The 26,818-nt window shown below is 72.1% G+C and carries 25 protein-coding genes; 21 read left to right on the plus strand and 4 right to left on the minus strand.

Annotated features, from left to right (window positions below; translation table 11 throughout):
- The first annotated feature begins 91 nt into the window (after positions 1-91).
- On the plus strand, positions 92-994 hold the full coding sequence (locus H576_RS0103195; RefSeq protein ID WP_029149733.1) for a tyrosine-type recombinase/integrase: 903 nt from the start codon (positions 92-94) through the stop codon (positions 992-994).
- Between the two features lie 3 nt (positions 995-997).
- Here the strand turns inward: H576_RS0103195 and H576_RS0103200 are convergent, their stop codons facing one another.
- The gene (locus tag H576_RS0103200; protein WP_029149734.1) at positions 998-1,510 is read right to left on the minus strand and encodes a murein hydrolase activator EnvC family protein; all 513 of its coding nucleotides are present in this window, start codon (positions 1,508-1,510) and stop codon (positions 998-1,000) included.
- A 287-nt stretch (positions 1,511-1,797) separates the two neighbouring features.
- On the opposite strand from H576_RS0103200, the gene rpsB reads away from it, so the two are divergent.
- The 9 genes from rpsB (at position 1,798) to H576_RS0103250 (ending at position 8,584) form a co-directional block, all read left to right on the plus strand.
- Positions 1,798-2,634, plus strand: coding sequence for a 30S ribosomal protein S2 (gene rpsB / locus H576_RS0103205; RefSeq protein ID WP_029149735.1), 837 nt, complete (start codon positions 1,798-1,800; stop codon positions 2,632-2,634).
- Between the two features lie 111 nt (positions 2,635-2,745).
- Positions 2,746-3,573, plus strand: a complete 828-nt coding sequence (gene tsf, locus H576_RS0103210; RefSeq protein ID WP_029149736.1) for a translation elongation factor Ts — start codon at positions 2,746-2,748, stop codon at positions 3,571-3,573.
- 163 nt (positions 3,574-3,736) lie between these two features.
- Complete coding sequence (gene pyrH / locus H576_RS0103215; protein ID WP_425411263.1) at positions 3,737-4,447, plus strand: UMP kinase; 711 nt, start codon at positions 3,737-3,739, stop codon at positions 4,445-4,447.
- 74 nt (positions 4,448-4,521) lie between these two features.
- On the plus strand, positions 4,522-5,076 hold the full coding sequence (gene frr, locus H576_RS0103220) for a ribosome recycling factor (RefSeq protein WP_029149738.1): 555 nt from the start codon (positions 4,522-4,524) through the stop codon (positions 5,074-5,076).
- 2 nt (positions 5,077-5,078) lie between these two features.
- Entirely contained in the window at positions 5,079-6,125 is a 1,047-nt protein-coding gene (locus H576_RS0103225; protein ID WP_029149739.1) for a phosphatidate cytidylyltransferase, read from the plus strand.
- A complete protein-coding gene (locus tag H576_RS0103230; RefSeq protein WP_029149740.1) occupies positions 6,122-6,688 on the plus strand; it encodes a DivIVA domain-containing protein in 567 nt (188 codons plus the stop codon). The genes H576_RS0103225 and H576_RS0103230 overlap by 4 nt, the downstream gene beginning before the upstream one ends.
- A gap of 79 nt (positions 6,689-6,767) precedes the next feature.
- Positions 6,768-7,559 carry an aggregation-promoting factor C-terminal-like domain-containing protein gene (locus tag H576_RS16265; protein WP_245559101.1) on the plus strand — a complete coding sequence of 264 codons (792 nt, stop codon included), beginning with the start codon at positions 6,768-6,770 and terminating at the stop codon, positions 7,557-7,559.
- A gap of 12 nt (positions 7,560-7,571) precedes the next feature.
- Positions 7,572-7,859, plus strand: coding sequence for a hypothetical protein (locus H576_RS0103245; protein ID WP_029149741.1), 288 nt, complete (start codon positions 7,572-7,574; stop codon positions 7,857-7,859).
- A gap of 11 nt (positions 7,860-7,870) precedes the next feature.
- On the plus strand, positions 7,871-8,584 hold the full coding sequence (locus H576_RS0103250) for an alpha/beta hydrolase (RefSeq protein ID WP_029149742.1): 714 nt from the start codon (positions 7,871-7,873) through the stop codon (positions 8,582-8,584).
- A gap of 6 nt (positions 8,585-8,590) precedes the next feature.
- Here H576_RS0103250 and H576_RS0103255 read toward each other — a convergent pair whose 3' ends face one another.
- Positions 8,591-9,640, minus strand: a complete 1,050-nt coding sequence (locus H576_RS0103255; protein WP_029149743.1) for an AI-2E family transporter — start codon at positions 9,638-9,640, stop codon at positions 8,591-8,593.
- Between the two features lie 135 nt (positions 9,641-9,775).
- Here H576_RS0103255 and H576_RS0103260 point away from each other — a divergent pair, with 135 nt between their 5' ends.
- The 7 genes from H576_RS0103260 (at position 9,776) to H576_RS0103290 (ending at position 20,594) form a co-directional block, all read left to right on the plus strand.
- The gene (locus H576_RS0103260; protein ID WP_156888116.1) at positions 9,776-11,590 is read left to right on the plus strand and encodes a DUF8094 domain-containing protein; all 1,815 of its coding nucleotides are present in this window, start codon (positions 9,776-9,778) and stop codon (positions 11,588-11,590) included.
- A gap of 42 nt (positions 11,591-11,632) precedes the next feature.
- The gene (locus tag H576_RS0103265; protein WP_029149745.1) at positions 11,633-12,568 is read left to right on the plus strand and encodes a tetratricopeptide repeat protein; all 936 of its coding nucleotides are present in this window, start codon (positions 11,633-11,635) and stop codon (positions 12,566-12,568) included.
- A gap of 1 nt (position 12,569) precedes the next feature.
- A complete protein-coding gene (locus H576_RS0103270) occupies positions 12,570-13,721 on the plus strand; it encodes a cysteine desulfurase family protein (protein ID WP_029149746.1) in 1,152 nt (383 codons plus the stop codon).
- Positions 13,722-13,739: 18 nt separating this feature from the next.
- Complete coding sequence (gene mnmA, locus H576_RS0103275) at positions 13,740-14,843, plus strand: tRNA 2-thiouridine(34) synthase MnmA (protein WP_084502408.1); 1,104 nt, start codon at positions 13,740-13,742, stop codon at positions 14,841-14,843.
- A gap of 37 nt (positions 14,844-14,880) precedes the next feature.
- Positions 14,881-17,253: an NAD-dependent DNA ligase LigA gene (ligA, locus tag H576_RS0103280; RefSeq protein WP_029149748.1), complete on the plus strand. Its 2,373-nt coding sequence runs from the start codon at positions 14,881-14,883 to the stop codon at positions 17,251-17,253.
- A 104-nt stretch (positions 17,254-17,357) separates the two neighbouring features.
- The gene (gene putP / locus H576_RS0103285; protein WP_029149749.1) at positions 17,358-18,890 is read left to right on the plus strand and encodes a sodium/proline symporter PutP; all 1,533 of its coding nucleotides are present in this window, start codon (positions 17,358-17,360) and stop codon (positions 18,888-18,890) included.
- Between the two features lie 9 nt (positions 18,891-18,899).
- Complete coding sequence (locus tag H576_RS0103290) at positions 18,900-20,594, plus strand: long-chain-fatty-acid--CoA ligase (RefSeq protein WP_029149750.1); 1,695 nt, start codon at positions 18,900-18,902, stop codon at positions 20,592-20,594.
- On the opposite strand, the gene H576_RS0103295 is transcribed toward H576_RS0103290, so the two are convergent.
- On the minus strand, positions 20,595-21,029 hold the full coding sequence (locus tag H576_RS0103295; protein WP_029149751.1) for a MarR family winged helix-turn-helix transcriptional regulator: 435 nt from the start codon (positions 21,027-21,029) through the stop codon (positions 20,595-20,597).
- A gap of 42 nt (positions 21,030-21,071) precedes the next feature.
- Between H576_RS0103295 and H576_RS0103300 the strand changes: the two genes are divergently transcribed.
- From H576_RS0103300 to gatB, 4 genes are read left to right on the plus strand one after another with little or no spacing between them, the layout of a single operon-like run.
- The gene (locus H576_RS0103300; protein WP_029149752.1) at positions 21,072-21,284 is read left to right on the plus strand and encodes a hypothetical protein; all 213 of its coding nucleotides are present in this window, start codon (positions 21,072-21,074) and stop codon (positions 21,282-21,284) included.
- Between the two features lie 9 nt (positions 21,285-21,293).
- Entirely contained in the window at positions 21,294-21,593 is a 300-nt protein-coding gene (gene gatC / locus H576_RS0103305; RefSeq protein ID WP_029149753.1) for an Asp-tRNA(Asn)/Glu-tRNA(Gln) amidotransferase subunit GatC, read from the plus strand.
- Positions 21,593-23,107, plus strand: coding sequence for an Asp-tRNA(Asn)/Glu-tRNA(Gln) amidotransferase subunit GatA (gene gatA, locus H576_RS0103310; protein WP_029149754.1), 1,515 nt, complete (start codon positions 21,593-21,595; stop codon positions 23,105-23,107). The genes gatC and gatA overlap by 1 nt, the downstream gene beginning before the upstream one ends.
- Entirely contained in the window at positions 23,107-24,615 is a 1,509-nt protein-coding gene (gene gatB / locus H576_RS0103315; protein WP_029149755.1) for an Asp-tRNA(Asn)/Glu-tRNA(Gln) amidotransferase subunit GatB, read from the plus strand. The genes gatA and gatB overlap by 1 nt, the downstream gene beginning before the upstream one ends.
- Before the next feature lie 62 nt (positions 24,616-24,677).
- Here gatB and H576_RS14145 read toward each other — a convergent pair whose 3' ends face one another.
- Positions 24,678-26,699: an acid phosphatase gene (locus H576_RS14145; protein WP_051172100.1), complete on the minus strand. Its 2,022-nt coding sequence runs from the start codon at positions 26,697-26,699 to the stop codon at positions 24,678-24,680.
- Between the last annotated feature and the right edge of the window lie 119 nt (positions 26,700-26,818).

The raw sequence follows: 26,818 nt of genomic DNA on the forward strand, positions 1-26,818 counted from the left end.
CGAAAGGGGCCGTTCCGTGGATCGACGCCGGGATCCGCGTCCTGTGGACGCGCTGACCCGGCCCCCGACACGCCCGAGGCAGACTGGGGGCATGAGGATCTCGGAGGCGGCGGAGGCGTTCGCGGCGCACCTCGCGGACGTGCGCCGTCTCTCGCCCGCGACGGCGCGCGCCTATCGCGCCGACCTCGCGGATCTCGCGCGGGCCGCGGGCGACCTCGAGGTGTCGGAGGTCGACCTCGAGCATCTGCGCGACTGGCTCTGGCGCGCGGCGCAGCGCGGGGACGCACGCTCGACCCTCGCGCGGCGCACCTCCTCGGCGCGCGGCTTCTTCGCCTGGGCTCTCGAGTCGGGGCTCGCGGGCTCCGACCCGAGCCTGCGCCTCGTGACGCCGAAGAAGGGGCGCACGCTCCCGCGCGTGGCGACGGCGGACGGCCTCGCGGAGATGCTCGACGCCGCGCGATCGGCCGCGGAGGAGGGCGATTCGATCGCGCTGCGCGACCACGCGATCCTCGAGCTGCTCTACGGGTCGGGCATGCGCGTCGCCGAGCTCTGCGGGCTGGATCTCGCGGACCTCGATCTCGACCGGGCGACCGCGCGCGTCCTGGGCAAGGGATCCAAGGAGCGCGTCGTGCCCTTCGGCGCACCGGCGCGGCGCGCGGCCGAGGCGTATCTCGTGCGCGCGCGGCCCGTGCTCGCGGCGCGCGCCGACGACGAGTCGCGGGCGCTGCTCCTCGGCGCGCGGGGTCGCCGGATCGGCCCACGCGCGGTGTACGACCTCGTCGCCCGCACCGTCGGCCCCCTCGTCGGCTCGAGCGCCGTCGGGCCGCACGCTCTGCGCCACTCGGCGGCGACCCATCTGCTCGACGGGGGCGCGGACCTGCGCGCGGTGCAGGAGATCCTCGGCCACGCGAGCCTCGGCACCACCCAGATCTATACGCACGTGTCGAGCGAGCGGCTCGCGGCGGCGTACCGGCTCGCGCACCCGCGGGCGTAGGCCTCAGACCGGCAGGAGCACGGGCCGCTCCCGCGCGCCCAGCAGCGCGAGGGGATCGATGTACTCGCCGTCGCGGCGGACCCCGAGGTGCAGCGCGCCCGGCGCGGTGTGCCCGCCGGACGCGAGCGCTCCGACGACGCCGCCGCGCGCGACACGGTCGCCGGGGGAGAGGTCGCTCGCGACGGGCTCGATCGTCGACACGAGGCCGCCGCCGTGGTCGATCGTGACGAGCGGCCTGTCGACGACCGTCCCGACGAAAGCCACGACGCCGTCGTCGGGCGCGACGACGCTCGACGGGTCGGCGACCGCGACGTCGACGCCGCGGTGGCCGGGGCCGTAGTCGTGGGCGGGTGCCTCCCACGGGCGGACGACCGCGGCGACGCCGCCCGGCCAGACCCAGGATCCGGCGTGAGCGGACCCCGAAGGGGCGGGATCGGCGCCGGCGGGAGACGCGGGGACGAGGACGAGGAGCGCGGCGACGGCGGAGGCGGCCACGGCGCGTGCGGGGATGCTCATGCGCCCACCCTCCGCGCATTCCGCGCCGTGCGCGCCGAACTGTGGACAAGTCGCGCAGATCCCGCCTGTGGACGCGCGTACGGGACGGGCCGCGGCGCTGATACACTGGAGGTCGCACCCCGCATGTCGGGGTGACTTCGCGTGCTCACAGCGGCTTAGGCCGCGTCGCCGCTTCCCCCGGTCCCTCCTCGGAGGGCGGAAGCGCGTCGGGCACCAGGATCGCCGGCACCCGCCGGACATCAACCGAATCGGTGCGCTCAGCGCGCCCCTACGCAAGGAGAACGGCCATGGCCGTCGTCACTATCCGCCAGCTGCTCGACAGCGGCGTCCACTTCGGACACCAGACCCGCCGGTGGAACCCGAAGGTGAAGCGCTTCATCCTCACGGAGCGCAGCGGTATCCACATCATCGACCTCCAGCAGTCGCTGACGTACATCGACCAGGCGTACGACTTTGTCAAGGAGACGGTCGCGCACGGCGGCACGATCCTCTTCGTCGGCACGAAGAAGCAGGCCCAGGAGGTGCTCGCCGAGCAGGCGACCCGCGTCGGCCAGCCCTACGTCAACGAGCGCTGGCTCGGCGGCCTCCTCACCAACTTCCAGACGGTGTCGAAGCGCCTCGCGCGCATGAAGGAGCTCGAGGAGCTCGACTTCGACGACCCCGCCGGCACGGGCTTCACGAAGAAGGAGCTCCTCCTCAAGAAGCGCGAGCTCGACAAGCTCCACAAGTCGCTCGGCGGCATCCGCAACCTCACGAAGACGCCGTCGGCCCTGTGGGTCGTCGACGCCAAGCGCGAGCACCTCGCGATCGACGAGGCGCGCAAGCTGGGCATCCCCGTCATCGGCATCCTCGACACGAACGTCGACCCCGACGACCTCGCGTACCCGATCCCGGGCAACGACGACGCCATCCGCTCGGTGGGCCTGCTCACCCGCGTGATCGCCGACGCCGCGGCCGAGGGCCTGCAGCAGAAGCACAACCCCGAGGGCGACGAGGCGGCCGAGCCGCTCGCCGAGTGGGAGCAGGAGCTGCTCCAGGGCGGCGAGGCCGAGGCCGCTGAGGCCCCCGCCGAGGCGCCCGAGGCCGAGGCCCCCGCGGCCGAGGCGACTCCCGCCGCGGAGTGATCGCCACGAGGGCGGGTGCCGACTGCGGCGCCCGCCCTCGTTCGTGCGACCTCGCACCCTAGACTTGAACTGACTCCGGTCCACCTCCGAAACCAAGGGGAAAAGCCACTCATGGCAAACTTCACGATCGCCGACATCAAGGCTCTCCGCGAGCAGCTCGGCACCGGCATGGTCGACACCAAGAAGGCCCTCGAAGAGGCCGACGGCGACCTGGACAAGGCCGTCGAGATCCTGCGCCTCAAGGGCGCCAAGGGCAACGCCAAGCGCGCCGACCGCGACGCGTCCGAGGGCCTCGTCGCCGCCGTCGACAACGGAACGTCGGCGACGATGATCCAGCTCGGCTGCGAGACCGACTTCGTCGCGAAGAACGACAAGTTCATCGCGCTGGCCGACAAGGTCCTCGCCGCCGTCGCCGCCGCGGGCGCCGACTCGGTCGAGGCCGCTCTCGCCGCCCCGGTCGACGGCACGACCGTCGCCCAGCTCATCGAGGACGACGCCGCCGTCATCGGCGAGAAGCTCGAGCTCAAGGGCGCCTCGACGCTCTCGGGCGACGCCTTCCAGATCTACCTCCACAAGACGAGCAAGGACCTGCCCCCGCAGGTCGGCGTCGTCGTCGCCTACTCGGGTGACGACGCCGAGACCGCCCGTTCGATCGCCCAGCACATCTCGTTCGCCGCGCCCGAGTACCTCACGCGCGACGAGGTTCCCGCCGAGGTCGTCGACAAGGAGCGCGAGATCGTCACCGAGATCTCGAAGAACGAGGGCAAGCCCGAGGCTGCTCTGCCCAAGATCGTCGAGGGCCGCGTGAACGCGTTCTTCAAGCAGGTCGTCCTGCTCGACCAGGCGTACGCGAAGGACAACAAGCTCTCGATCGCGAAGGTCGCCGCCGACGCGGGCCTCGCCATCTCGGGCTTCAGCCGCTTCAAGGTCGGCGCGTAAGCACCGTCCGACGGCCAGGAGGGCCCGGATCCGCATCACGCGGGTCCGGGCCCTCCTGCCGTTCGGGGCGTGTCCACAGCCGCGGCGCGGAAAGATGGGACGGATGCCCCTGCGCTAGCGTGGGCATCGCGACCTGCACCCCCGCCGAGAGGAACCCACGATCGTGTCCAGCGCCACCCGCCGCGTCCTGCTGAAGCTCTCGGGAGAAGCGTTCGGGGGTGGACAGCTCGGCGTCGCCCCGTCGGTGGTCGGCGAGATCGCCGCGCAGATCGCCGAGGCCGCGAAGCAGGTCGAGATCGCGATCGTCGTCGGCGGCGGCAACTTCTTCCGCGGAGCCGAGCTCTCGAAGAGCGGCATGGATCGCTCGCGCGCCGACTACATGGGCATGCTCGGGACCGTCATGAACGCCCTCGCGCTGCAGGACTTCCTCGAGCAGGCCGGCGCCGAGACCCGCGTCCAGTCGGCCATCGAGATGCGCCAGGTCGCCGAGCCCTACGTGCCGCGCCGCGCGGAGCGCCACCTCGAGAAGGGCCGCATCGTCATCTTCGGCGCCGGCGCGGGCCTGCCCTACTTCTCGACCGACACCGTCGCGGCGCAGCGCGCGCTCGAGATCCGCGCCCAGGAGGTCCTCGTCGCGAAGAACGGCGTCGACGGCGTCTACACCGCCGACCCGCGCGTCGTCGAGACGGCGACCCGCCTCGACCACGTGACGTACGGCGACGCCCTCGTCAAGGGCCTCAAGGTCGTCGACTCGACGGCGTTCAGCCTGTGCATGGACAACGGCATGAACATGCGCGTGTTCGGCATGGAGCCGGCCGGCAACGTCACGCGGGCGCTCCTCGGCGAGCAGATCGGCACGCTGGTCACGCGCTGACACTGCGCGGCGCGGCGGTCGCGAGCGCGGGCCCCGCTAGAATTCTCTGAGCTACACCGACGAATGGAGTCACCGTGATCGCCGACGTTCTGGCCGATGCCACGAGCCGCATGGACCGAGCCGTGGAGGCCGCGAAGGAGGACTTCGCGACCGTGCGCACGGGCCGCGCCAACCCGCAGATGTTCCAGCGCATCATGGTCGACTACTACGGCACGCCCACGCCGCTGCAGCAGCTCGCCTCGATGCAGAACCCCGAGGCCCGCACGATCGTCGTGACGCCCTACGACAAGTCGGCTCTCAAGGCGATCGAGGACGCGATCCGCGACATGCCGAACCTCGGGGCGAACCCGACGAACGACGGCACGGTCGTGCGGATCACGATGCCCGAGCTCACCGAGGAGCGCCGCAAGGAGTACGTCAAGATCGTGCGCGCGAAGGGCGAGGACGGCAAGGTCCGCGTCCGCGGGATCCGCCGTCAGTCGAAGGACGACCTCGACGCGCTGAAGGACGAGATCGGCGAGGACGAGATCGCCCGCGGCGAGAAGGACCTCGACGCCCTGACGAAGAAGCACGTCGACGCGATCGACGACGCGCTGAAGGTCAAGGAAGCCGAGCTCCTCGAGGTCTGATGATGACCGCCGAGTCCGCAGAGGGTCCGGTGCCGGAGGATCCGGCCGCCGATCCGGCGCGCCCGGCTCACGTGTCGCTGCACGACCGCGTGAGCGGCGCCCGCGGCGACCTCGAGCAGCGCGCGCAGCAGGCGCGCGACCAGCTCGAGCAGAAGGTCGAGCACGCGCGCGACCAGTTCGAGGCGACCAACGAGCGCATCAAGAAGCGCACGGGTCGCGATCTCTTCGCCGCGATCGGCGTCGGCGTCGTCGCGGGCCTCGGCCTGCTCGCCGCGCTGCTGTTCGCGAAGGTCGTCTTCGTCATCGCCGCCGTGATCATCGCGGGCGCGGCCGTCGTCGAGCTCTCGGCGGCGCTGCGCGCGCGTGGGCGCCGGATCGACCTCGCGCCCCAGCTCATCGGCACGGCCGCGATCATGATCGCGGCCTACTGGTTCGCGATGCCCGTCGTGTGGACGGCGCTGTTCTTCGCCCTCGCCCTCATCATCGTGTGGCGGGTGCTGAGCCAGATGATGGCGCGCGACGGCCGCGTCTACGCGTCGATCTTCAGCGACATCGTCGTCGGCTGCTTCGTTCCGATCTACATCCCGCTGCTCGCGAGCGCGGCGCTCATGCTGGCGCGCGGCGACGGCGGCGAGTGGTGGGTGCTCGGCTTCCTCATCGTCGTGGTCGTCTCCGACACGAGCGCCTACGCCTCGGGCCTCCTCTTCGGCCGCGGCGGGCGCCACAAGCTCGCGCCGTCGATCAGCCCCGGGAAGACGTGGGAGGGCTTCTACGGGGCCCTCGCGATGGGCGCCGTCGCCGGTGTCCTCGTGGCGATCTTCCTCCTCGGCCTGCCGTGGTGGTCCGGGATCGTCTTCGGCGTCGTCCTCGTCGGCGCCGCGACCCTCGGCGACCTCGGCGAGTCGATGATCAAGCGCGACCTCGGCGTCAAGGACATGAGCTCGATCCTTCCGGGCCACGGCGGGATCCTCGACCGGCTCGACAGCATCCTCCCGTCCGCCGCCGTGGCGCTCGTCCTGTTCTTCTTCCTGGGGCCCCTCGCATCATGACCGACACCCGAACCGCTCCCGCCGAGACCCCCTTCGTCCGCCTCACCGGCGGAAAGCGGGGATACGATCCCGAGGCGGTGGACGCCTTCCTCGCCTCGGCGCGGGAGACGTTCCAGAGCCGCTCGGCCGAGGTGACGAGCGCCGACGTCCGCACCGCCTCGTTCCCGCTCGTCCGCGGCGGGTACGAGATCGCGGTCGTCGATCAGGCGCTGGCCCGGCTCGAGGACGCCTTCGCGCGGCGCGAGCGCGACGCGGCGATCGACAGCGCCGGCGCGTCGGCCTGGGTCGACGGCGCCCGCGACGACGCGCAGGTGCTGCTCGCGCGCATGAGCCGCCCCGAGCGCCAGCGATTCGCGCGCGTCGGCCCGTTCTCGTCGGGCTACTCGGTGGCCGAGGTCGACGCCGTCGCGGCGCGCATCGCGCGCTACTTCGCGACGGGGGATCCGATCACGGTCGACCAGGTCCGCCGCGCCGCCTTCCGGCCGCAGCGCGGGGGCTATCGCGAGGAGCAGGTGGACGCGGCGCTCGACGCCGTCGTCCAGGTGATCCTCGCCGTCCGGTGACCCAGGGCGCGTATCTCGCGGACACGCCCGCGGGGGGATTGTCACGGTCGGGTAACACTCGGGTAGAGTGGGCCGCACTGTGACTCCCGAATCCCCCGAGAACCGGCCCATGACCCGTCGCGAGGCGCGCGCGATCGAGCGCTCCGTCGTCGCATCGGTCCGCCGCACGACCCGTGCCGATGTCGCGAAGCGCCGCCAGGCGTCCGCGCCGCACGGGCACAGTGCGACGAAGCGCGTGGTCGCCGCCGTCGTCGGGGGAGCCGCCGTGCTCGGCATCGTCGCGGCCTCGGTCCTCCCGGTTCTCGGATCCCAGGAACCGGCTCAGGCGAGCCAGGATCAGGCGCTCTCGGCCTACGCCTCGGCGTCCGACGAGGCCCAGGTCTTCGCGGCGACCGAGAAGGGCGGCACGCTCGGCGCGCTCGCGACCGTCACGTACTCGGCCGAGCTGCGCACCCCGACCCCGACCCCGACTCCCACGCAGGAGGCGGAGGTCGCCGCCGTGTCCGGCGAGACGACCGACGACGCGACGGCGACGGACGACTCGTCGTCCGACGCGCTCCCCGCCCCCTACGCCCCCGTGCAGTACACGGGCGGCGGGGCGCCGTCCGACTGGATGGCCGCCGCGGGCATCGCTGAGTCCGACTGGGGCTACGTCGACTACATCGTGAGCCAGGAGAGCGGCTGGAACCCCAACGCGACGAACGCGTCGTCCGGCGCGTGCGGCCTCGTGCAGGCGCTTCCGTGCAGCAAGGTCGCGGGCGGCGGATACGACCCGGTCGCGAACCTGCAGTGGGGCAACGGCTACGCCGTGGGCCGCTACGGCAGCTGGGCCGCGGCGTACGCGTTCTGGACCTCCAACCACTGGTGGTGACCCGCGACTCGCATGGCGAGATCGCGTAGGAGGCGGCCCGAGCCGCGCCGATCCGACGAGTCCTTCGAGCGGCTGCTCTCCGGCTTCCGCCGCACCGAGACGCGCCGCGGCGGGGAGTGGACGGTGCAGCCCATCGGGCCCGGCCGATCCGAGAAGACCTATTCGTGCCCCGGGTGCGGGCGCGCGATCGAGCCCGGCGTCGCACACGTCGTGACATGGCGCGAGGACGGCGTCATGGGCGCCCGCGCCGACCTCGACGCGCGCCGCCACTGGCACACGCACTGCTGGCAGATCGCCTGAGGGAGGCCGTCATGGAGATCCGCGGAGCCGCCGTGCTGCCCGCGCGGCGCGAGGACATCGAGCTCACGACCGACGACGGGCTGACGCTCGTGGGGGAGCTCGCCCTCCCCGAGGGTCGCGAGCCCGTCGCGACGCTCGTGACGCTGCACCCCCTGCCGACGGCGGGCGGCTTCATGGACTCGCACGTGATCCGGAAGGCCGCCGCGCGCCTTCCCGCGCTCGCCGACGTCGCGGTGCTGCGGTTCAACACGCGCGGCACCTCGTCGCCGCGCGGCACGAGCGACGGCGCGTTCGAGGAGGGCGTCGGCGAGCGCGCCGACGTCGAGGCCGCGATGCGCTTCGTCGCGGAGCGGGGACTGCCGGATCCGTGGATCCTCGGCTGGTCCTTCGGGACGGAGCTCGCCCTGAAGTACGGTCGCGGCTTCGACACGCGCGGCACGATCCTGCTCTCGCCGCCCCTGCATCGCACGACCGCCGAGGAGCTCGCGGCCTGGGCGGGTGACCCCCGGCCGATGCTCGTCCTCGTCCCCGAGTTCGACGACTACCTCCGTCCCGCCGAGGCCGCCGAGCGCTTCGCCGTCGTCCCGCAGGCGGAGCTCGTCGCCGTCTCGGGCGCGAAGCACCTCTGGGTCGGCGAGAAGCAGGCGCTCCGCGCGCTCACCGAGATCGTGCGCGCCGTGAACCCGTCGGCGCTTCCTCTGCCCGGGGAATGGCCCGACGCCTGACGGCCGTCAGCGCGCGTTCATGCGCGGGATGAGCACCTGGCGGTAGATGATCAGGACGCTCGCGGCGACGGGGATCGCGATGAGCGCGCCCAGGAGCCCGAGGAGCGCGCCGCCCGACAGTGCCGCGACGACGACGACGCCGCCCGGCACCGAGACGGCCCGGCTCATGATGCGCGGGTTGAGCACGTACGCCTCGATCTGCATGTACACGAGGTACCAGGCCGCGGCGATGATCGCGGTCGTCGTCGATCCCACGTCGGGCAGCAGGCACAGGAGGACGATGATCGCGGATCCCGTGATCGTGCCGACGAGGGGGATCATCGATCCGATGAAGGCGACGACGGCGAGCACCATCGGGAACGGCGCCCCGATGATCGTGAGGAACACCGCGCTGAGGATGCCGTTGATCGCGGCGAGCGTCACCTGGCCCATGACGTAGTAGCCGACGGAGTCGGTGATCTGCTCGGCGATGTTCACGAAGCCGTCGCGCTTGGACGCGGGGACGACCTGGTAGATCGCCGACTTCAGCGCGGGCGTCGACGCCGTGAGGTAGATCGTGAGGATCAGGATGATGAGGCCGCCGAACAGCCCGTTCGCGACGCTCACGGTGATGTTCACGACGCTCTCGGAGATCGAGAAGATGTTGCTCGTCAGCCAGTCGTTGATCGCCTGGATCACGACGGGGAAGTCGAGGTTCGGGAAGGTCTGCTCGACCCACGCCTCGATGTCGTTCTGCCAGGACGAGCGGTTGAGGAGGTAGGTGATGCGCCGGACGAGCTGCGAGATCTGGTCGATCACGGTCGGCAGGACGATCACGAGGATCGCGGCGAAGGCGCCGAGCACGCCGACGATCGAGATCAGGACGGCCGCCCAGCGGGGGAGGCCCCGGCGCTCGAACCACGACACGACGGGATCGAGGCCCAGCGAGATGAACAGCGCCGTTCCGACGTAGAGGAGCACGCTCGAGAGCGTCTGCACGCCCTGCAGGAGCATGATCGCGAGCCCGACGCCGAGCGCGGCGATGAAGCCGAGGCGGAACGGGTTGTGGATCTTCATGCGTCTCCTGGGGCTCGAACGGGTCTCAGCCGAGCGTACCGGCCGGAGCCGCTTCTCCCAGGTCACGCCGCTAGGGTGGAGCGTCCGTGGCGCCGGGCTGTTCCGTTCCGGCGCGTGAACGAGGAGAGTTGTTTCGTGCGATTCGTATGGGCGGTCGTGTCGTTCCTGGCGGCCGTGGTTCTGATCGGGGCGGGCGTTGCGCAGCTGACGGTGCTCAAGGGCCCCGAGACGCTGACGAGCGAGATCGCCCCCGCCGACGCGTCTCTTCCGTACACCGTGATCGACGCCGACGTCTTCTCGGAGAACCCGGGCCAGCAGCAGTTCTCCGCGTCGGGCGCCGACGGCGAGATCGTCGCGGCGGTCGGGCGCACCTCCGACATCGAGGCATGGCTCTCGGACGTCTCGTACAACCACGCGACCGCGGGCGGATCCGAAGACGGTCAGCCGAGCGTCGACGTGGAGGTCGTCGATCCGACGGGCGACTTCGAGGGCGACCGCGCGACGAACGACCCGCGCGGATCCGATCTCTGGGTCAGCGAGGACACGGGCGACGGCTCCCTCGAGCAGAACTTCTCGCTTCCCGACGGCATGAGCGTCCTCCTCGCGACCGACGGCAGTGCCGCGGCTCCCGCGGATCTGAGCCTCACCTGGGACGTCGACGTCACGACGCCGTGGGCGGGCCCCCTCATCGCGCTCGGCGCGCTCGCGCTCCTCGTCGGCCTCGTCTTCTGGATCGCGGGCTTCATCGGCCTGCGCCGGCGCCGCGGCCCGCGCCGCAAGGGGCCGAAGCTGCCTCCGACCGCCCCGATCTCGAAGAAGGAGATCGCCGCGGCCGAGGGCGACGCCGAGCCGACCGCGAAGCGCATCGCCGTGCCCGCGCGCCGTCGCGCGCTCGCGGGGATCCCCGCGCTCCTCGCGACGGGCGCGCTGCTCGCGGGCTGCTCGCCGAGCGCGTGGCCCGACTTCTCGAGCACCCCCTCGCCGACCCCCACCCCGACGAGCGATGCGCAGGCCGATCAGGAGACCCCCGCGATCACCGACGCGCAGGCCGCGCGGATCGTCGCGAGCATGGCCGACACGATCGCGCAGGCCGACCAGGACAACGACGCCGACCTCGCCTCGCAGCGCATGGACGGCGCCGCCCTCGCGCTGCGCACCGCGACCTACGGGATCCGGGCCGACGTCACCGACTACGCCGCCCCGACGACGTTCCCCGACGGCCCCGTCAGCGTCCTGCTCCCGCAGGCGAACGACGGCTGGCCCCGCACCGCGCTCGTCGTCGTCGGCGACTCCGACGGCGACCAGAGCCCCACGATCCTCACGATGCAGCAGGCCGACCCGTGGGCCGAGTACAAGGCGACCTACGTCGCGAACATCGGCGCGAACGTCGAGCTCCCCGAGCTCGCACCGGCCTGGCTCGGCGCCGCGCTCGTGACCCCCGACTCGTCGTTCCTGCAGATCGCCCCGCAGGACCTCGCGGCGGCATACGCCGACATCATCGCCAACGGCGAGGACAGCAGCTACGCGCCGCTCTTCGACCTCGACGACGACACGTTCCGCACGGCGCTCCAGGACAAGCGCGACACGACCCTCGCGAACTTCAACGAGACGGGCGAGGGCACGGCCGAGATGACCTTCGACCAAGGCCCGGGCGACAGCGACCCCGTGTCGCTCGCGACCTTCGACAGCGGCGCGATCGTCGCGGTATCGCTGACCGACTCCGAGACGGCGCGTCCCACCAACGAGGACGCGTTCATCCTCATCCCCGACGCTCCGCAGATCCAGCACTTCGTCGACGAGACCGAGACCGCGACGGGGCTCACGACGAGCTACGAGAGCGAGCTCTTCTTCTACGTCCCGGCGAAGTCGTCCGACGAGCCGATCCGGATCCTCGGCTATCAGTACGCCCTCACGGGTTCGGAGCTGCTGCCCGAGGCTGAGGGAGAATAGAGGGCGGCAACGCCCCTTCCCGACAGAACCGAAAGGTGATCGATGTCCGATCCCTCGCTGGGCGCCGCGCTGCGCGGTGCCGTCGACCTCTCCTCCCTGCGCAACCGCCCCGCCGCGGCGCAGCAGCCGGCCGCGGGCGGCGACGCGCCCGCCGGCGCGCCCGACCTCGTCACGACGGTGTCCGACGCGACGTTCCCGCAGATCATGCAGCTCTCGCAGCAGATCCCCGTCGTGATGGACCTGTGGTCCCCGCGCAGCGGCGTCGCGGCCGAGCTGAGCCCCCTCATCGAGAAGGTCGTGCGCTCGTACGAGGGCCGCATCGTCCTGGCCCGCGTCGACGTCGACGAGAACCCGCAGATCGCGCAGGCCTTCCAGCTGCAGTCGATCCCCATGATCGTCGCCCTCATCGGAGGGCGCCCCGTGCCGATGTTCAACGAGGTCGTCCCCGAGGAGCAGATCCGCGAGGTCTTCGACCAGCTGCTGCAGATCGCGCAGCAGCAGGGGATCACGGGATCCGTCACGCCGCCCTCCGGGAGCGCGCAGGAGGAGCCGGCCGAGCCGCCGCTTCCGCCGCTGCACCAGGAGGCCTACGACGCGATCCAGCGCGGCGACTACGCGGCCGCCGTCGCGGCGTACGAGAAGGCGCTCAAGGAGAACCCCCGCGACGCAGACGCGGAGGCGGGCCTCGGGCAGGTGCGGCTCCTCCAGCGCACGGCGGGCGCCGACCTGCAGCAGGCGCGCCGCGCGGCCGCCGAGGCGCCGCAGGGCGTCGCCGAGCAGCTCGCCGTCGCCGACCTCGACGTCGTGGGCGGGCACGTCGACGACGCGTTCTCGCGCCTCCTCGACCTGTTCGCGGCGCTGCCCTCCGACGAGCGCGGCCCCGTGCGGGATCGCCTCGTCGAGCTCTTCGGGGTCGTGGGCGCGGGCGACGCGCGGGTGATCGCGGCCCGGGGACGCCTCACGAGCCTTCTGTTCTGACGTGATCTACCTCGACCACGCCGCGACGACGCCCTTGCGCGACGAGGTGCGCGACGCGTGGCTCGAGGCGCAGGCGACGGGGAACGCCTCGTCGGTGCACGCGGCGGGTCAGCGGGCGAGGCGCGCCCTCGAGGACGCCCGCGAGCGGGCCGCGGCCGTGCTCGACTGCGATCCCCTCGAGGTCGTCTTCACCTCGGGCGGCACCGAGTCGGCCAACCTCGCCCTCAAGGGGCTCTGGTGGGCGCGTGGCGCCGGCCGCACGACGATCGTGCTGCCGGACGGCGAGCACCACGCGACCCTCGACGCGGTCGAGTGGCTGCGGTCGGCCGAGGGCGCCGAGGTGCGCCCCGTCGCGATCACGGGCACGGCCCACATCGAGCCCGCGGCGTTCGCGGCGGCGCTCGGACCCGACGTCGCGGTCGCGACGGCCATCGCGGCGAACAACGAGGTCGGCACGGTGCAGGACGTCGCGGCGCTCGCGGGTGCGGCCGCGTCGGCGGGCGTCCCGATGCACGTCGACGCCGTCGCGGCCCTCGGACACGAGCCCGTGCGCTTCCGCGCCTGGCGCGGCGGGGCCGCGGGATCCGCGGGGCTCGTCGCGCTCAGCGTCTCGGGTCACAAGGTCGGGGCGCCCGTCGGGACCGGGGCGCTCGTCGTGTCCCGGCACGCCGCGCTCGCGCCCCTCCTGCACGGGGGAGGGCAGCAGCGCTCGCTGCGCTCGGGAACGCAGGACGTCGCGGGCGCCGCGGCCCTCGCGACGGCGCTCGAGCTCGCCGAGCGCGAGCGCGAGGCCGAGAACGCGCGGCTCGGCGCCCTGCGCGCGCGGCTCCTCGCGGCGCTGGCGGCCGAGCCGCGGATCCGGGCGCTCGGCGACGCCGAGCACCGGCTCGCGGGGACCGCGCATCTCCTCCTGCCCGGCGCCGCGGGGGAGTCGGTCCTCTACCTCCTCGACATGGCGGGCGTCGCGGCGTCGACGGGGTCGGCGTGCCAGGCCGGGATCACCGAGGCGTCGCACGTCGTCCGGGCCATGGGGCTCGGCGAGGCCGCGGCGCGGCAGGTGCTCCGGGTGTCGCTCGGGCGCACGACGACGGCGGGCGACGTCGACGCCGCGGCCGCCGCGATCCTGGACGCGTACCGCCGCCTCACCAGCTGACCCGCATACCCTGGGATCATGCGAGTTCTGGCGGCGATGAGCGGCGGTGTCGATTCCGCCGTGGCGGCGGCCCGCGCCGTCGAAGCGGGTCACGAGGTCGTGGGCGTCCACCTGGCGCTCTCGCGGGCGGGCGGCACGCTCCGCACGGGCAGCCGCGGCTGCTGCACGATCGAGGACGCGATGGACGCGCGCCGCGTCGCGGACCGGCTCGGGATCCCGTTCTACGTGTGGGACTTCTCGGAGCGCTTCCGCGACGACGTGATCGACGACTTCGTGAGCGAGTACCGCGCGGGTCGCACCCCCAACCCCTGCATGCGGTGCAACGAGCGGATCAAGTTCGCGGCTCTCCTCGAGCGCGCGATCGAGCTCGGCTTCGACGCCGTCGCGACGGGCCACTACGCCTCGCTCGTCGACGGTCCGGGCGGGCTCGAGCTCCACCGCGCGAGCGAGGAGGCGAAGGACCAGTCGTACGTGCTCGGCGTGCTCACGGCCGAGCAGCTCGCGCACACCTACTTCCCGCTCGGCGACACGCCGTCGAAGGACCTCGTGCGCGCCGAGGCGGCCGAGCGCGGGTTCACGGTCGCGCAGAAGCCCGACAGCTACGACATCTGCTTCATCCCCGACGGCGACACGCGCGGCTACCTCGCCGAGAAGGTCGGCGCCGAGCCCGGCGACATCGTCGACCGCGGGGGCGCCGTGATCGGATCGCACGACGGGGCGCACGCGTTCACGGTCGGCCAGCGCAAGGGCCTGCGGCTCGGCGTGCCTGCGCCCGACGGCAAGCCCCGCTTCGTCCTCGAGGTGCGGCCCGTGTCGAACACCGTCGTCGTCGGGCCGAAGGAGGCCCTCGCGGTGCGGGAGCTGGCGGGATCCCGCTACTCCTGGGCGGGAGCCGCGCCCGAGGACCCCGCGACGCCGTTCGCGTGCGAGGTGCAGATCCGCGCCCACGGCGAGCCCGTGCCGGCGATCGCGCACGTCGAGGACGGCGAGCTCGTCGTCGTGCCGGACGAGCCGATCGTCGGGGTCGCGACGGGGCAGACCGCCGTCGTGTACGTCGGCACGCGCGTGCTCGGGCAGTGCACGATCGACCGGGCCGAGAGCGCCGTCCCCGTCGCTGCCTGACCTTCGCGTGTCGGGGGTCGAAATCTAGAATCGACCTGTGACCGACGCACCCTCTTCCCTCGACGACGCCCGCACCGAGGCGCAGGATCTCGTCTCGCGCATCGAATCCGCGCGCGACGCCTACTACGGCGGCGACGCGTCGCTCGTCGACGACGAGACGTACGACGGGTGGATGCATCGCCTCGAGGCGCTCGAGGCGGCGTTCCCCGTCCTCCGCGGGCAGGACTCGCCGACCCAGACGGTCGGGGCCGCGGCGTCGACGGGGCTCGACACGATCGAGCACGCCGAGCGCATGCTGAGCCTCGACAACGTGTTCTCTCCGGACGAGCTCCGCGCGTGGTGCGTCCGCGCCGCGGAGGCGGCGGGGCGGCCCGTCCGCTGGCTCACCGAGCTCAAGATCGACGGTCTCGCGATCAATCTGCGCTACGAGGACGGGGTCCTGACGTCGGCCGCGACGCGCGGCGACGGACGGGTCGGCGAGATCGTCACGGGCAACGCGCTGCGCGTCGCGGGGATCCCCGAGAAGCTGGGCGGCGAGGGGCACCCCGCGATCGTCGAGGTACGGGGCGAGGTGTTCATCCCCGTGCGCGAGTTCGAGGAGCTCAACGCCCTGCAGGCGTCGCTGCGCGAGCGCGCGTACGCCGAGTCGCGTGCGAAGCACGACGCCGTGCGCAGCGCGACGAAGCGCGCCTTCGACGAGGAGCGGGCGCGTTCCGCCGCCGAGCGCCGGTTCCCGGCGTTCGCGAACCCCCGCAACGCGGCGTCGGGCGGCCTGCGCCAGCAGCTCGACAAAAAGGACGGCCTCGAGCTCGAGGCCGGGGTCGCGCGGCTCGCGTCGTTGCGGCTCTACGTGCACGGCATCGGCGCGTGGCCCGATCCGCCCGTCGCGGCGCAGAGCGACGTGTACGCGCTGCTGAAGGGCTGGGGCCTGCCGACGAGCCCGCACTTCGCGGTGTTCGACGGCATCGACGACGTGCTCGGCTACGTCGAGCGCTACGGCGAGAACCGCCACTCGGTCGAGCACGAGCTCGACGGCATCGTCGTGAAGGTCGACGAGCTCGCGCTCCACGACGAGCTCGGCGCGACGAGCCGGGCCCCGCGGTGGGCGATCGCCTACAAGTACCCGCCTGAGGAGGTGCAGACGCGGCTCCTCGACATCCAGGTCGGCGTCGGCCGCACGGGCCGCGCGACCCCGTACGCCGTCATGGAGCCCAAGCTCGTCGCGGGAAGCGTCGTCTCGCGGGCGACGCTGCACAACCGCGAGGTCGTCGAGCAGAAGAGCGTCCTGATCGGCGACATGGTCGTGCTGCGCAAGGCGGGAGACGTGATCCCCGAGGTGCTCGGGCCCGTCGTCGAGCTGCGCGACGGCACCGAGCGCGCGTTCGTGATGCCCGAGGCGTGCCCCGAGTGCGGCACGCCCCTGCGGGCGATGAAGGAGGGCGACATCGACCTCCGCTGCCCCAACGGCGAGGACTGCCCCGCGCAGGTCCGCGGCCGCGTCGAGCACATCGGCTCGCGCGGAGCTCTCGACGTCGAGGCGCTCGGAGAGGTGACGGCGGCGGCGCTCACGCAGCCCGACGTCCCGTCGGAGCCGCCGCTCCGCACCGAGGCCGGCCTGTTCGACCTCACGCTCCGCGACCTCTTCCCGATCGACGTCGTCGTGAAGGATCCCGAGACGGGGCAGCCCCGCGAGAACGCCGACGGCGTCGTGTCGGTGCGCCGCCCGTTCCGCCGCAGGCGCCGTCTCACGGGGCGCGACGCCGACCCCGCGTTCGATCCCGACGGACCCTTCGACGGCGACGCCCTCGAGATCGTGTCGTCGCAGGCGCGCACGCTCCTCGACGAGCTCGAGAAGGCGAAGACGAAGGACCTCTGGAGGCAGATCGTCTCGCTCAACGTCCGCCACGTCGGCCCCGTCGCCGCGCGCGCCCTCGCGCAGCACTTCGGCGCGCTCGCCGCGATCCGCGAGGCCTCGGTCGACGACCTCGCGGCCGTCGACGGCGTCGGCCCCATCATCGCCGAGTCGCTCCTCGCGTGGTTCGAGGTCGACTGGCATCGCGCGATCGTCGAGAGCTGGGCGGCCGCGGGCGTGTCGTTCGCGATCCCCGGGCACCCTGGCCCCGGCGCCGCCGTCTCGGGCGGCGGAGTCCTCGAGGGCCTGACGGTCGTCGCGACGGGCACGCTCGACGGATACACGCGCGACGGCGCCAAGGAGGCGATTATCCAGGCGGGAGGCAAGGCCGCGGGCAGCGTCTCGAAGAAGACCGACTACGTCGCCGCGGGGCCAGGGGCTGGCTCGAAGCTCGCGAAGGCCGAAGAGCTCGGCATCCGCGTCCTCGACGCCGCGCTGTTCCGGATCCTGGTCGAGCAGGGGCCGGCCGCGCTCCCCGATCCGGAGCCCGAAGGCTGATCGGGGGCGAAACCGGATCTGTGCGTTTCCCACGTGTCGCCTGGAATCCCGCTGAACGGGTCCGTATCGTGAGCCGCTGAATTCCCGGAAGAGGAGGCTCCACCATGCCCGCCACGACGGTTTACCTGATCGCCCTCGGCGTCTATCTGGTCGCGATGATCGCGATCGGGTACTACGGGTTCCGCAGGACGAAGAACCACGACGACTACATGCTGGGCGGCCGCGACCTGCCGCCAGCCGTGGCCGCGCTCAGCGCGGGCGCCTCCGACATGTCGGGGTGGCTCATGATGGGCCTGCCCGGCGCGATCTACCTCTCGGGCCTCATCGAGGCGTGGATGGCGATCGGGCTGACGATCGGCGCCTACCTCAACTGGCGGCTCGTCGCCCCGCGCCTGCGCGCCTACACCGAGGTCGCGAACGACTCGGTCACGGTCCCGATCTTCCTCGAGAACCGCACGCACGACCGCACGCACCTCCTGCGCATCGTCGCGGGCGTCGTGATCCTCGTGTTCTTCACCCTGTACGTGTCGAGCGGCATGGTCGCCGGCGGCAAGTTCTTCGTCAGCTCCTTCGGCGGCGACTACCTCACCGGCATGCTCGTGATCGGCGGCGTCACGGTGCTCTACTCGCTGTTCGGCGGGTTCCTCGGCGCCTCGTACACCGACTTCGTGCAGGGCGTCCTCATGATGCTCGCCCTCATCGGCGTGCCGATCCTGGCTTTCATCGCGGTCCTCAACGCGGGCGACTCCGCGACGGCGGCGTTCGAGTCGCACATGACGCCGGGGCAGCTCTCGTTCTTCGGCGACGACTTCTCGTTCTCGACCGTGATCGTGATCGTCTCGGCGCTCGCGTGGGGCCTCGGCTACTTCGGCCAGCCGCACATCATCGTGCGCTTCATGGCGCTGCGCAACGCGCGCGAGGCGAAGACGGCCCGCCGCATCGGCATGGGCTGGATGGTCCTGTCGCTCCTCGGCACGATCGTGTCCGGATTCCTCGGTATTGCGTACCTGAGCCTCAACGGCATCGAGCTCGACGACGTGACGGCCGAGACTGTCGTGCTCGAGATGGCGCAGTTGCTGTTCCACCCGTTCATCGCGGGTCTCGTGCTCGCGGCGGTCGTCGCGGCGATCATGTCGACGATCTCGAGCCAGCTCATCGTGTCGTCGTCCGCCCTCATCGACGACATCGGGATCGTGATCTTCAAGAAGAAGCCGTCGCCGAAGGCCGGCGTCTGGCTCGGCCGCCTCGGCGTGCTCGTGATCTCGGTCGTCGCGATCCTGCTGTCCCTCGATCAGAACAGCTCGATCCTCGAGCTCGTGAGCTTCGCCTGGGCCGGCTTCGGCGCCGGGTTCGGGCCCCTGATCCTGCTCTCGCTGTTCTGGCGACGTCTCACGAACTGGGGCGCGATCGCGGGCATGGTGCTCGGATCCGCGACGGTCTTCATCTGGCCGATCTTCGGCACGGGGCTCTACGAGCTGCTGCCGGGCTTCGTGATCGGCCTCGTGGCCGCGGTCGTCGTGAGCCTCGCGACGCACCGGCCCGACACGGTCGACGACCGCGAGATCCAGGACGAGTTCACCCGCACGGGCGCGATCGTCCTCGAGGGGATCCACGGCGAAGACGCCTCGGCGTCGTAGGATCGGCGCGTGAGCACCGCGTTCGATCCGCCGCGCCCCTGGACCGCCTCCTACGCACAGGGCGTCCCGGTCGACCTCGAACCGCAGACGGGATCCCTCATGGATCTCGTGGCGCGCTCGGCCGCCGACTTCCCCGACGCGACCGCGCTGCAGTTCTTCGGCCGCGAGACGAGCTACCGCAAGCTGGCCGACGCGATCGAGCGGGCTGCGAACGGCCTGCGCCGGCTCGGTGTGCGCGAGGGCGATCCGGTCGCGCTGATCCTCCCCAACAGCTCGCAGCACATCGTGGCCTTCTACGCCGTGCTGCGGCTCGGGGCGATCGTCGTCGAGCACAACCCGCTCTACACGCCGCGCGAGCTGCGCAAGCAGTTCGAGGACCACGGGGCGAAGCACGCGATCGTCTGGAGCAAGGTCGCGAAGACGGTGCAGGAGTTCCCCGCCGACCTCGCCGTGTCGACGCTCGTCTCGGTCGACGTGACGACGGGCATGCCCGGGTACATGCGCGCCGCGCTGCGGCTCCCGATCCCCGCGCTCCGGCGCCAGCGCGCGCAGCTCACCGAGCGCGTGCGCGGCGCCGTGAGCTGGGAGGAGGTCGTCGGATCCGCTCCGCTCGACCGCGACGTCCCCGGGCCCGCGACCGATGACATCGCGATCATCCAGTACACGAGCGGCACGACGGGCGATCCCAAGGGGGCGGCGCTGACGCATCGCAACCTGCTCGCGAACGCGGCGCAGGCGCGCTCCTGGCTGCCCGACATCCAGCGCGGCCCCGGCAACGTCGTCTACGCGGTGCTCCCGATGTTCCACGCCTACGGGCTCACGCTGTGCCTGACGTTCGCGATGTCGCAGGGCGCCCGGCTCGTCCTCTTCCCGAAGTTCGACCCCGACATGGTCCTCGCGGTCACGAAGAAGCGCCCCGCGACGGTGCTCCCCGCCGTCCCGCCGATCGCCCAGCGCCTGCTGGCGCGCGCGCAGGAGAAGGGCGTCTCCCTCGCCGGCACGCAGGTCGGGGTCTCGGGCGCCATGGCGCTCGATGCCGAGGCCCTCGTCGGACCGTGGGAGGCCGAGACGGGCGGCTATCTCGTCGAGGGCTACGGCCTCAGCGAGTGCTCGCCCGTCTTGATCGTGAACCCCGTGGCGCCCAACCGCAAGGCGGGCTCGATCGGGCTGCCGCTGCCCGGAACCGAGTGCCGCGTCGTCGACCCCGAGACGGGTTCCGACGTTGCGCAGGGCGCGCCGGGCGAGCTGTGGGTGCGCGGTCCGCAGGTCTTCGGCGGCTACTACGGCAAGCCCGAGGAGACCGAGGCGGTGTTCTCGGGCGACTGGTTCCGCACGGGCGACGTCGTCGAGATGGACGAGAACGGATTCTTCACGGTCGTCGACCGCATCAAGGAGCTCATCATCACGGGCGGCTTCAACGTCGCCCCGACCGAGGTCGAGATCGCGCTGCGCCAGCACCCCGCGATCGAGGACGCCGCGGTCGTCGGCCTGCCGGGGGAGAAGGGCGAGGAGGTCGTCGCGGCGGTCGTGCTCGACGGCACGCCCGAATTCGATCCCGAGGAGGTGCGCGCCTTCGTCAAGCGCGTCCTGACGCCCTACAAGGCGCCGCGCCGCCTCGTCGTCGTCGACGAGCTGCCGAAGTCGATGATCGGCAAGGTCATGCGCCGGCAGGTCAAGCAGCTGCTGCTCGAGCGGGTCGGCTGATCAAGCCCCGCCGGCGAACGCCGCGAGGGAGTCGCGCACGCGGGCGATCTCGTCGGGGGCGAGCCCCGTCCTCTCCATGACCTGGCCGGGCACGTCGAGGGCGCGCTCGCGTAGCGCCGCGCCCTCGTCGGTGAGCGAGATGTCGAGGCGGCGCTCGTCGCCTGCACGGCGAGCGCGGGTCACGAGCCCCTGCGCCTCGAGCCGCTTGATGAGAGGCGACGCAGTCGCGGGCTCGAGCGCGAGCGCGTCGGCGAGCTCGCGGAGCGAGCGGGGCGAATCCTCCCAGAGCGCGAGCATGACGAGGTACTGCGGGTGCGTCAGACCGAGCGGTTCGAGGACCGGCCGGTAGATCGAGACGACGTTGCGCGCGGCCGTGACGATCGCGAAGCAGAGCTGGTTGTCGAGCCGCAGAAGGTCATCACGGGGATCTGTCATGGATCCATTCTGTCACCACGAATAGTGAGTACACTAATTGTTATGGCACAGAAGAAGCCCCTGAGCGAACGGATCCGCGAGGCCGGCGGCCTCTATCAGTACGTCAACTCCCGGCTGATCCGCTACGCGGGCCCGCCGACCGTCGGGCCGTACGCGCCCGTCGACGGCCCGCCCTGCTCGCGGTGCGGCCACGTCAAGCGCGAGCACGTCGAGGTCGACGGGGTCCTGCACTGCCCTGAGTCGCAGCCCGCCTAGACTGGGGAGGTGTCTGAAATCACCCCCGATCTCGTGCGTCATCTCGGTGTGCTCGCTCGGATCCAGCTCTCGGACGACGAGGTGACCAGCCTCACCGGCGAGCTCGACGCGATCGTGTCGAACATCGCCAAGGTGAGCGAGGTCGCGACGTCCGATGTCGCTGCGACGAGCCACCCGATCCCCCTGCAGAACGTCTTCCGGCCCGACGAGCCGGGGCAGATGCTCACGCTCGAGCAGGCTCTGCAGAACGCGCCCGACGCTGACAGCGACCGGTTCCGCGTGACGGCGATCCTGGGGGAGGAGCAGTGATGGGCGACATCATCCGCCTGACAGCGGCCGAGCTGGCCGAGAAGCTGCGCTCCGGCGACGTCTCGAGTGCCGAGGCGACGCAGGCGCACCTCGACCGCATCGCGCAGGTCGACGGCGACGTCCACGCGTTCCTGCACGTGAGCGACCACGCCGTCGAGACCGCGCGCGACATCGACGCGCGTCGCCTCGCGGGCGAGGACCTCCCCGAGCTCGCGGGCGTCCCGCTCGCGGTCAAGGACGTCCTCGTGACGACCGACATGCCGTCGACGTCGGCGTCGAAGATCCTCGAGGGCTACATGTCGCCGTACGACGCGACGGTCGTCGCGCGTGCTCGCGCCGCGGGCCTCGTGCCGCTCGGCAAGACCAACATGGACGAGTTCGCGATGGGCTCGTCGACCGAGCACTCGGCGTACGGCCCCACCCACAACCCCTGGGATCTCGACCGGATCCCCGGCGGATCGGGCGGCGGCTCGGCCGCGGCGGTCGCGGCCTTCGAGGCTCCCCTCGCGCTGGGCTCCGACACGGGCGGTTCGATCCGCCAGCCCGCGCACGTCACGGGAACCGTCGGCGTGAAGCCGACCTACGGCGGGGTGAGCCGCTACGGCGCGATCGCCCTGGCGTCGAGCCTCGACCAGGTCGGCCCCGTCACGCGCACGGTCCTCGACGCGGGGCTCCTCCACGACGTCATCGGCGGGCACGACCCGCACGACGCGACGAGCCTCACGACCGAGTGGCCCTCGTTCGCGGCCGCGGCGCGCGAGGGGGCGTCGGGCGAGGTCCTGCGCGGCCTCCGCGTCGGAGTCGTGAAGGAGCTCCCCGACGACGGCTTCCAGCCCGGCGTCGCCCGCTCGTTCCGCGACGCTCTCGCGACCCTCGAGGCCGCGGGCGCGGAGATCGTCGAGATCAGCGCGCCGAACTTCGAGTACGCCGTCGCCGCGTACTACCTGATCCTCCCCGCCGAGGCGTCGAGCAACCTCGCCAAGTTCGACTCCGTGCGCTTCGGCCTGCGGTCGGAGGTCGCGGGCGGAACGGTCGAGGACGTCATGTCGGTCACGCGCGACGCGGGCTTCGGCCCCGAGGTCAAGCGCCGCATCATCCTCGGCACCTATGCGCTCTCGGCGGGCTACTACGACGCCTACTACGGCTCGGCCCAGAAGGTGCGCACGCTGATCCAGCAGGACTTCGCCCGCGCCTTCGCCGGCGTCGACGTCATCGCGACGCCCTCGGCGCCGACGACGGCGTTCCGCCTCGGCGAGAAGATCGACGACCCGCTGTCGATGTACCTCAACGACCTGACGACGATCCCGGCGAACCTCGCCGGCGTCCCCGGCATCTCGATCCCGTCGGGCCTCGCGCACGACGACGGGCTCCCGGTGGGGATCCAGTTCCTCGCGCCCGCCCACGAGGACGCGCGCCTGTACCGCGTCGGCGCCGCGCTCGAGGCGCTGCTCGTCGACGCATGGGGAGGTCCGCTCCTCGACCGGGCCCCCGCACTCGAGGGAGGTGCGCGCTGATGGCCGCGCTCATGGACTACGACAAGGCGCTCGAGATCTTCGAGCCTGTCATCGGGCTCGAGGTGCACGTCGAGCTCAACACGCGCACGAAGATGTTCTCGGCGTCGGGCAACCCGGCCAACGACGAGTTCCAGGGCGCGGGCCCCAACACGCTCGTCTCGCCCGTCGACCTGGGCCTCCCGGGCTCGATGCCGACCGTCAACGCCGAGGCCGTGCGCAAGTCGATCAGCCTGGGCCTCGCGCTCGGCTGCTCGATCGCGCCGTCGAGTCGCTTCGCGCGGAAGAACTACTTCTATCCCGACCTCGGCAAGAACTACCAGATCAGCCAGTACGACGAGCCGATCGCGTTCGAGGGATCCGTCGAGGTCGAGCTCGAGGACGGCACGATCTTCACGGTGCCGATCGAGCGCGCGCACATGGAGGAGGACGCGGGCAAGCTGACGCACGTCGGCGGATCCACGGGCCGCATCCAGGGCGCCGACCACTCGCTCGTGGACTACAACCGCGCCGGAGTCCCGCTCGTCGAGATCGTCACGCACCCGATCTTCGGCGCCGAGCACCGCGCGCCCGAGCTCGCGAAGGCGTACCTCGGCACGATCCGCGACATCGCGCGATCGCTCGGCATCAGCGAGGCGCGCATGGAGCGCGGCAACGTCCGATGCGACGCCAACGTCTCGCTGCGCCCGCGCGGCGCCGAGAAGCTCGGCACCCGCACCGAGACGAAGAACGTCAACTCGATGCGCTCGGTCGAGCGCGCCGTGCGGTACGAGATCCGTCGCCAGGCCGCGATCCTCGCCGACGGCGGCACGATCACGCAGGAGACGCGCCACTGGCACGAGGACACCGGCGAGACGTCGCCCGGCCGCCCGAAGAGCGACGCCGACGACTACCGCTACTTCCCCGAGCCCGACCTGCTCCCGGTCGCGCCGAGCGAGGAGCTCATCGAGGAGCTGCGTGCGCAGCTGCCCGAGGCGCCCGCGGTGAAGCGCCGGCGCCTCAAGGCCGAGTGGGGCTTCACCGACCTCGAGTTCCAGGACGTCGCGAACGGCGGCTTGACCGACGTCGTCGAGCAGACGATCGCGGCCGGCGCGGCGCCGCAGTCGGCGCGCAAGTGGTGGACGGGCGAGATCACGCGCCTCGCGAACGCCGCCGACCGCGAGCCCGCCGACATGGTGAGCCCGGCGCACGTCGCGCAGCTCCAGCAGCTCGTCGACGCGGGCACGCTGACCGACAAGCTCGCGCGCCAGGTCCTCGAGGGCGTCATCGCCGGGGAGGGCGACCCGCAGCAGGTCGTCGACGCCCGCGGGCTCGCGGTCGTCTCGGACGACGGCGCGCTCATCGCGGCGATCGACGACGCGCTCGCGGCGCAGCCCGACGTCATGGAGAAGATCAAGGGCGGCAAGGTGCAGGCCGCCGGCGCGATCATCGGCGCGGTCATGAAGGCCATGAAGGGCCAGGCCGACGCCGCGCGCGTGCGCGAGCTGATCCTCGAGCGCGCCCAGGCCTGACGCGTCGCTCACGCGAAGAGGCGGCCGCCACCCGAGGGTGACGGCCGCCTCTTCGCGTGTCGCTACGCCCGGTTCCGGCGGCGCGTCACGAACCGGATCGCGAGGGCCGTGAGGCCCGCGATGATCGCCGTCGCGGGGATCGCGACGAGCCGGCCGTCGACGTCTCCGCCCGCGGCGGTGAGCTTCTCGGCGTCCGCGTCCGCGGCCGGGGTCGCGTCGGCGGTCGCTGCGGGCGTCGCCGTCGTCGCGGGGGCGGCGGTCGCCGACTCGGTCGGCTCGGCCGTCGGCGAGGCGGTGGGCTCCGCGGTGGCGGCGGGCTCCTCGGCGGCCGCGCCGGCGTACAGCACGCCGTCGGCGACGTGCGTCTCGATCGGCTGCCCGTCGACCGTCACGGCGTCGAAGGCCCCGGAGATCGAGGCTGCGCTCACGAGGGCCGTCCCGTCGGCCGGCACGGCGTCGAGCTCGAGGCCGCCCGCGAGGGCCGCGGCGCCCGCGACCGTGACCGTCGCGTCGGCTGCGAGGTGCAGCTCGGCGCCGCCGCCCTGGCTGAAGTATCCGGCGACCGTGATCGCCTGTGGCGCCGTGAGGGTTCCGGCGTCGTTCGCGACCGACCCGGTTCCGAGCGCGCCTGCCGCGGCGGCGACGATCTCGCCGCCCGCGAGCGTCGTGCCGCCCGAGTAGGTGTTGTCGCCCGAGAGCGTGAGCGATCCCGTGCCCGAGAGCGTCAGGGATCCCGCGCCCGCGATGTCGTTCTTCCACTCGTCGGCGGCGTCGAAGCCGCCGTCCGCGGCGTCCATCGCGACGGCGACGTCGGTGTCGAACGAGCCGTAGCCGTTCGCGGCGGCGAGCAGGTTGATGCGGCCCCAGCCCTCGGCGTCGTCGTTCAGCGGGTAGCCCGACTCGAGGCCCGTCGAGAAGATCACCCAGCGGCGCTGCTCGTCGGAGAGGTAGGGGTAGCGGGTCTCGATGAGGGTCTCGGCGCCCTTGGGGACGCGCATCGCCTCACCGGCGTCGCCCGTCTGCTCGAAGCCCATCGTGAGGTACTGCTCGTACTCGGCGAGCTCGGCGTCGTAGTCGACGGCGTCGGGCTCGACGTCCTGCTCGGCGAGCCAGGCCGCCGCGTCGGCGCGAGCGGCGTCCTTGACGTCGTCGAGGTCGGCGTCGCTCAGGGCGCCGGCCGTGATGGCGGTCGAGAGGATGCGGCCGCCCATGACGTCGAGCGGCGAGTGCATACCGAGCTCGATGCGCGAGGTGCCGATCTCGGCCGCCTTCATCATGAGCTCGTCGTACTGCTCGGGGAAGGCGTAGGCGAGGCCGCTCGCCGCCATGGATCCCGCGCTCGTGTGGCCCGAGGGGAAGCCGCCGTCGCTCGCGGCCTCCGACACGTCCTTCTTGAGCGGGAGCGCGTAGCTGGGCATGTCGACGTCGTCGGTCCAGCGGAAGGGGCGGGGGTACTGGAACGCGTTCTTCGACGGGTTCGAGCTCGCGGCGTGGCCGCGGATCGCCTCGACGAGCGCGACGGTCGAGCCGAGCTCGCCGTCCTGGTCGGCCCAGGCGCCGTTCTCGTTCCCCTCGTCCTCGAACTTCGTCGTGGAGGCCTCGGCCGGAACCTCGTCGGGGATCGTCGTCCCGAGATCCACCGCCTCGGCGTAGGCGTCGTAGTACGCGCCGAGACCCTCCGACGCGGTGTAGTTCTGGTTGCGGCGGTCGATGACGTACGCGCGCTCCTGCGTCTCGTCGGACGCGCCCGTCGTGATGTCGACCACCTTCTGGATGTTCTCGTCGAGGAGCGACGGCGCCTTCTTCGTGCCGTTGTCCCAGTCGCTGCCGGGGGTCCAGAGGTCGTACATCTCGCTGAGCACGCCGACCGCGGCGTTCTCCGCGGGGTCGACGCTCGAGTCGTTCGTGGCCCACGCGTCGACGAAGAAGCCGTTGCGGCCCTCGTGCGGCGCGATCGCGCTGTCGTCGAGGAGGCCGTCGTCGGTCGCGGCCACGGCGGCGGGCGCGGCGAACGTCAGGGAGGCGAGCGCCGCGGCGCACACGGCGGCGGGGATCGCGCGGCGGCGGAAGGGTGCCAGGGACATCGGGGTCCTTTCGGGGGTGGGGGATCCGGTGCCTCTCGGGCACCGCCCGCGAACCTAGGAAAGCGGAATGAACACGTGTTGAACAGGCGGTGTCGGGGGCGCGCCCGGGTGTCGGAGGT

The sequence above is a fragment of the Microbacterium indicum DSM 19969 genome, from assembly GCF_000422385.1.
GTDB classification, from domain to species: Bacteria; Actinomycetota; Actinomycetes; order Actinomycetales; family Microbacteriaceae; genus Microbacterium; species Microbacterium indicum.

Bases quoted from the DNA above. Each gene is read 5' to 3' on its own strand.
- H576_RS0103195 (WP_029149733.1), top strand. From the start codon at position 92: ATGAGGATCTCGGAGGCGGCGGAGGCGTTCGCGGCGCACCTCGCGGAC.
- H576_RS0103200 (WP_029149734.1), bottom strand. From the start codon at position 1,510: ATGAGCATCCCCGCACGCGCCGTGGCCGCCTCCGCCGTCGCCGCGCTC.
- rpsB (WP_029149735.1), top strand. From the start codon at position 1,798: ATGGCCGTCGTCACTATCCGCCAGCTGCTCGACAGCGGCGTCCACTTC.
- tsf (WP_029149736.1), top strand. From the start codon at position 2,746: ATGGCAAACTTCACGATCGCCGACATCAAGGCTCTCCGCGAGCAGCTC.
- H576_RS0103225 (WP_029149739.1), top strand. From the start codon at position 5,079: ATGACCGCCGAGTCCGCAGAGGGTCCGGTGCCGGAGGATCCGGCCGCC.
- H576_RS0103230 (WP_029149740.1), top strand. From the start codon at position 6,122: ATGACCGACACCCGAACCGCTCCCGCCGAGACCCCCTTCGTCCGCCTC.
- H576_RS0103245 (WP_029149741.1), top strand. From the start codon at position 7,572: ATGGCGAGATCGCGTAGGAGGCGGCCCGAGCCGCGCCGATCCGACGAG.
- H576_RS0103250 (WP_029149742.1), top strand. From the start codon at position 7,871: ATGGAGATCCGCGGAGCCGCCGTGCTGCCCGCGCGGCGCGAGGACATC.
- H576_RS0103255 (WP_029149743.1), bottom strand. From the start codon at position 9,640: ATGAAGATCCACAACCCGTTCCGCCTCGGCTTCATCGCCGCGCTCGGC.
- H576_RS0103265 (WP_029149745.1), top strand. From the start codon at position 11,633: ATGTCCGATCCCTCGCTGGGCGCCGCGCTGCGCGGTGCCGTCGACCTC.
- mnmA (WP_084502408.1), top strand. From the start codon at position 13,740: ATGCGAGTTCTGGCGGCGATGAGCGGCGGTGTCGATTCCGCCGTGGCG.
- putP (WP_029149749.1), top strand. From the start codon at position 17,358: ATGCCCGCCACGACGGTTTACCTGATCGCCCTCGGCGTCTATCTGGTC.
- H576_RS0103295 (WP_029149751.1), bottom strand. From the start codon at position 21,029: ATGACAGATCCCCGTGATGACCTTCTGCGGCTCGACAACCAGCTCTGC.
- H576_RS0103300 (WP_029149752.1), top strand. From the start codon at position 21,072: ATGGCACAGAAGAAGCCCCTGAGCGAACGGATCCGCGAGGCCGGCGGC.
- gatA (WP_029149754.1), top strand. From the start codon at position 21,593: ATGGGCGACATCATCCGCCTGACAGCGGCCGAGCTGGCCGAGAAGCTG.
- gatB (WP_029149755.1), top strand. From the start codon at position 23,107: ATGGCCGCGCTCATGGACTACGACAAGGCGCTCGAGATCTTCGAGCCT.
- H576_RS14145 (WP_051172100.1), bottom strand. From the start codon at position 26,699: ATGTCCCTGGCACCCTTCCGCCGCCGCGCGATCCCCGCCGCCGTGTGC.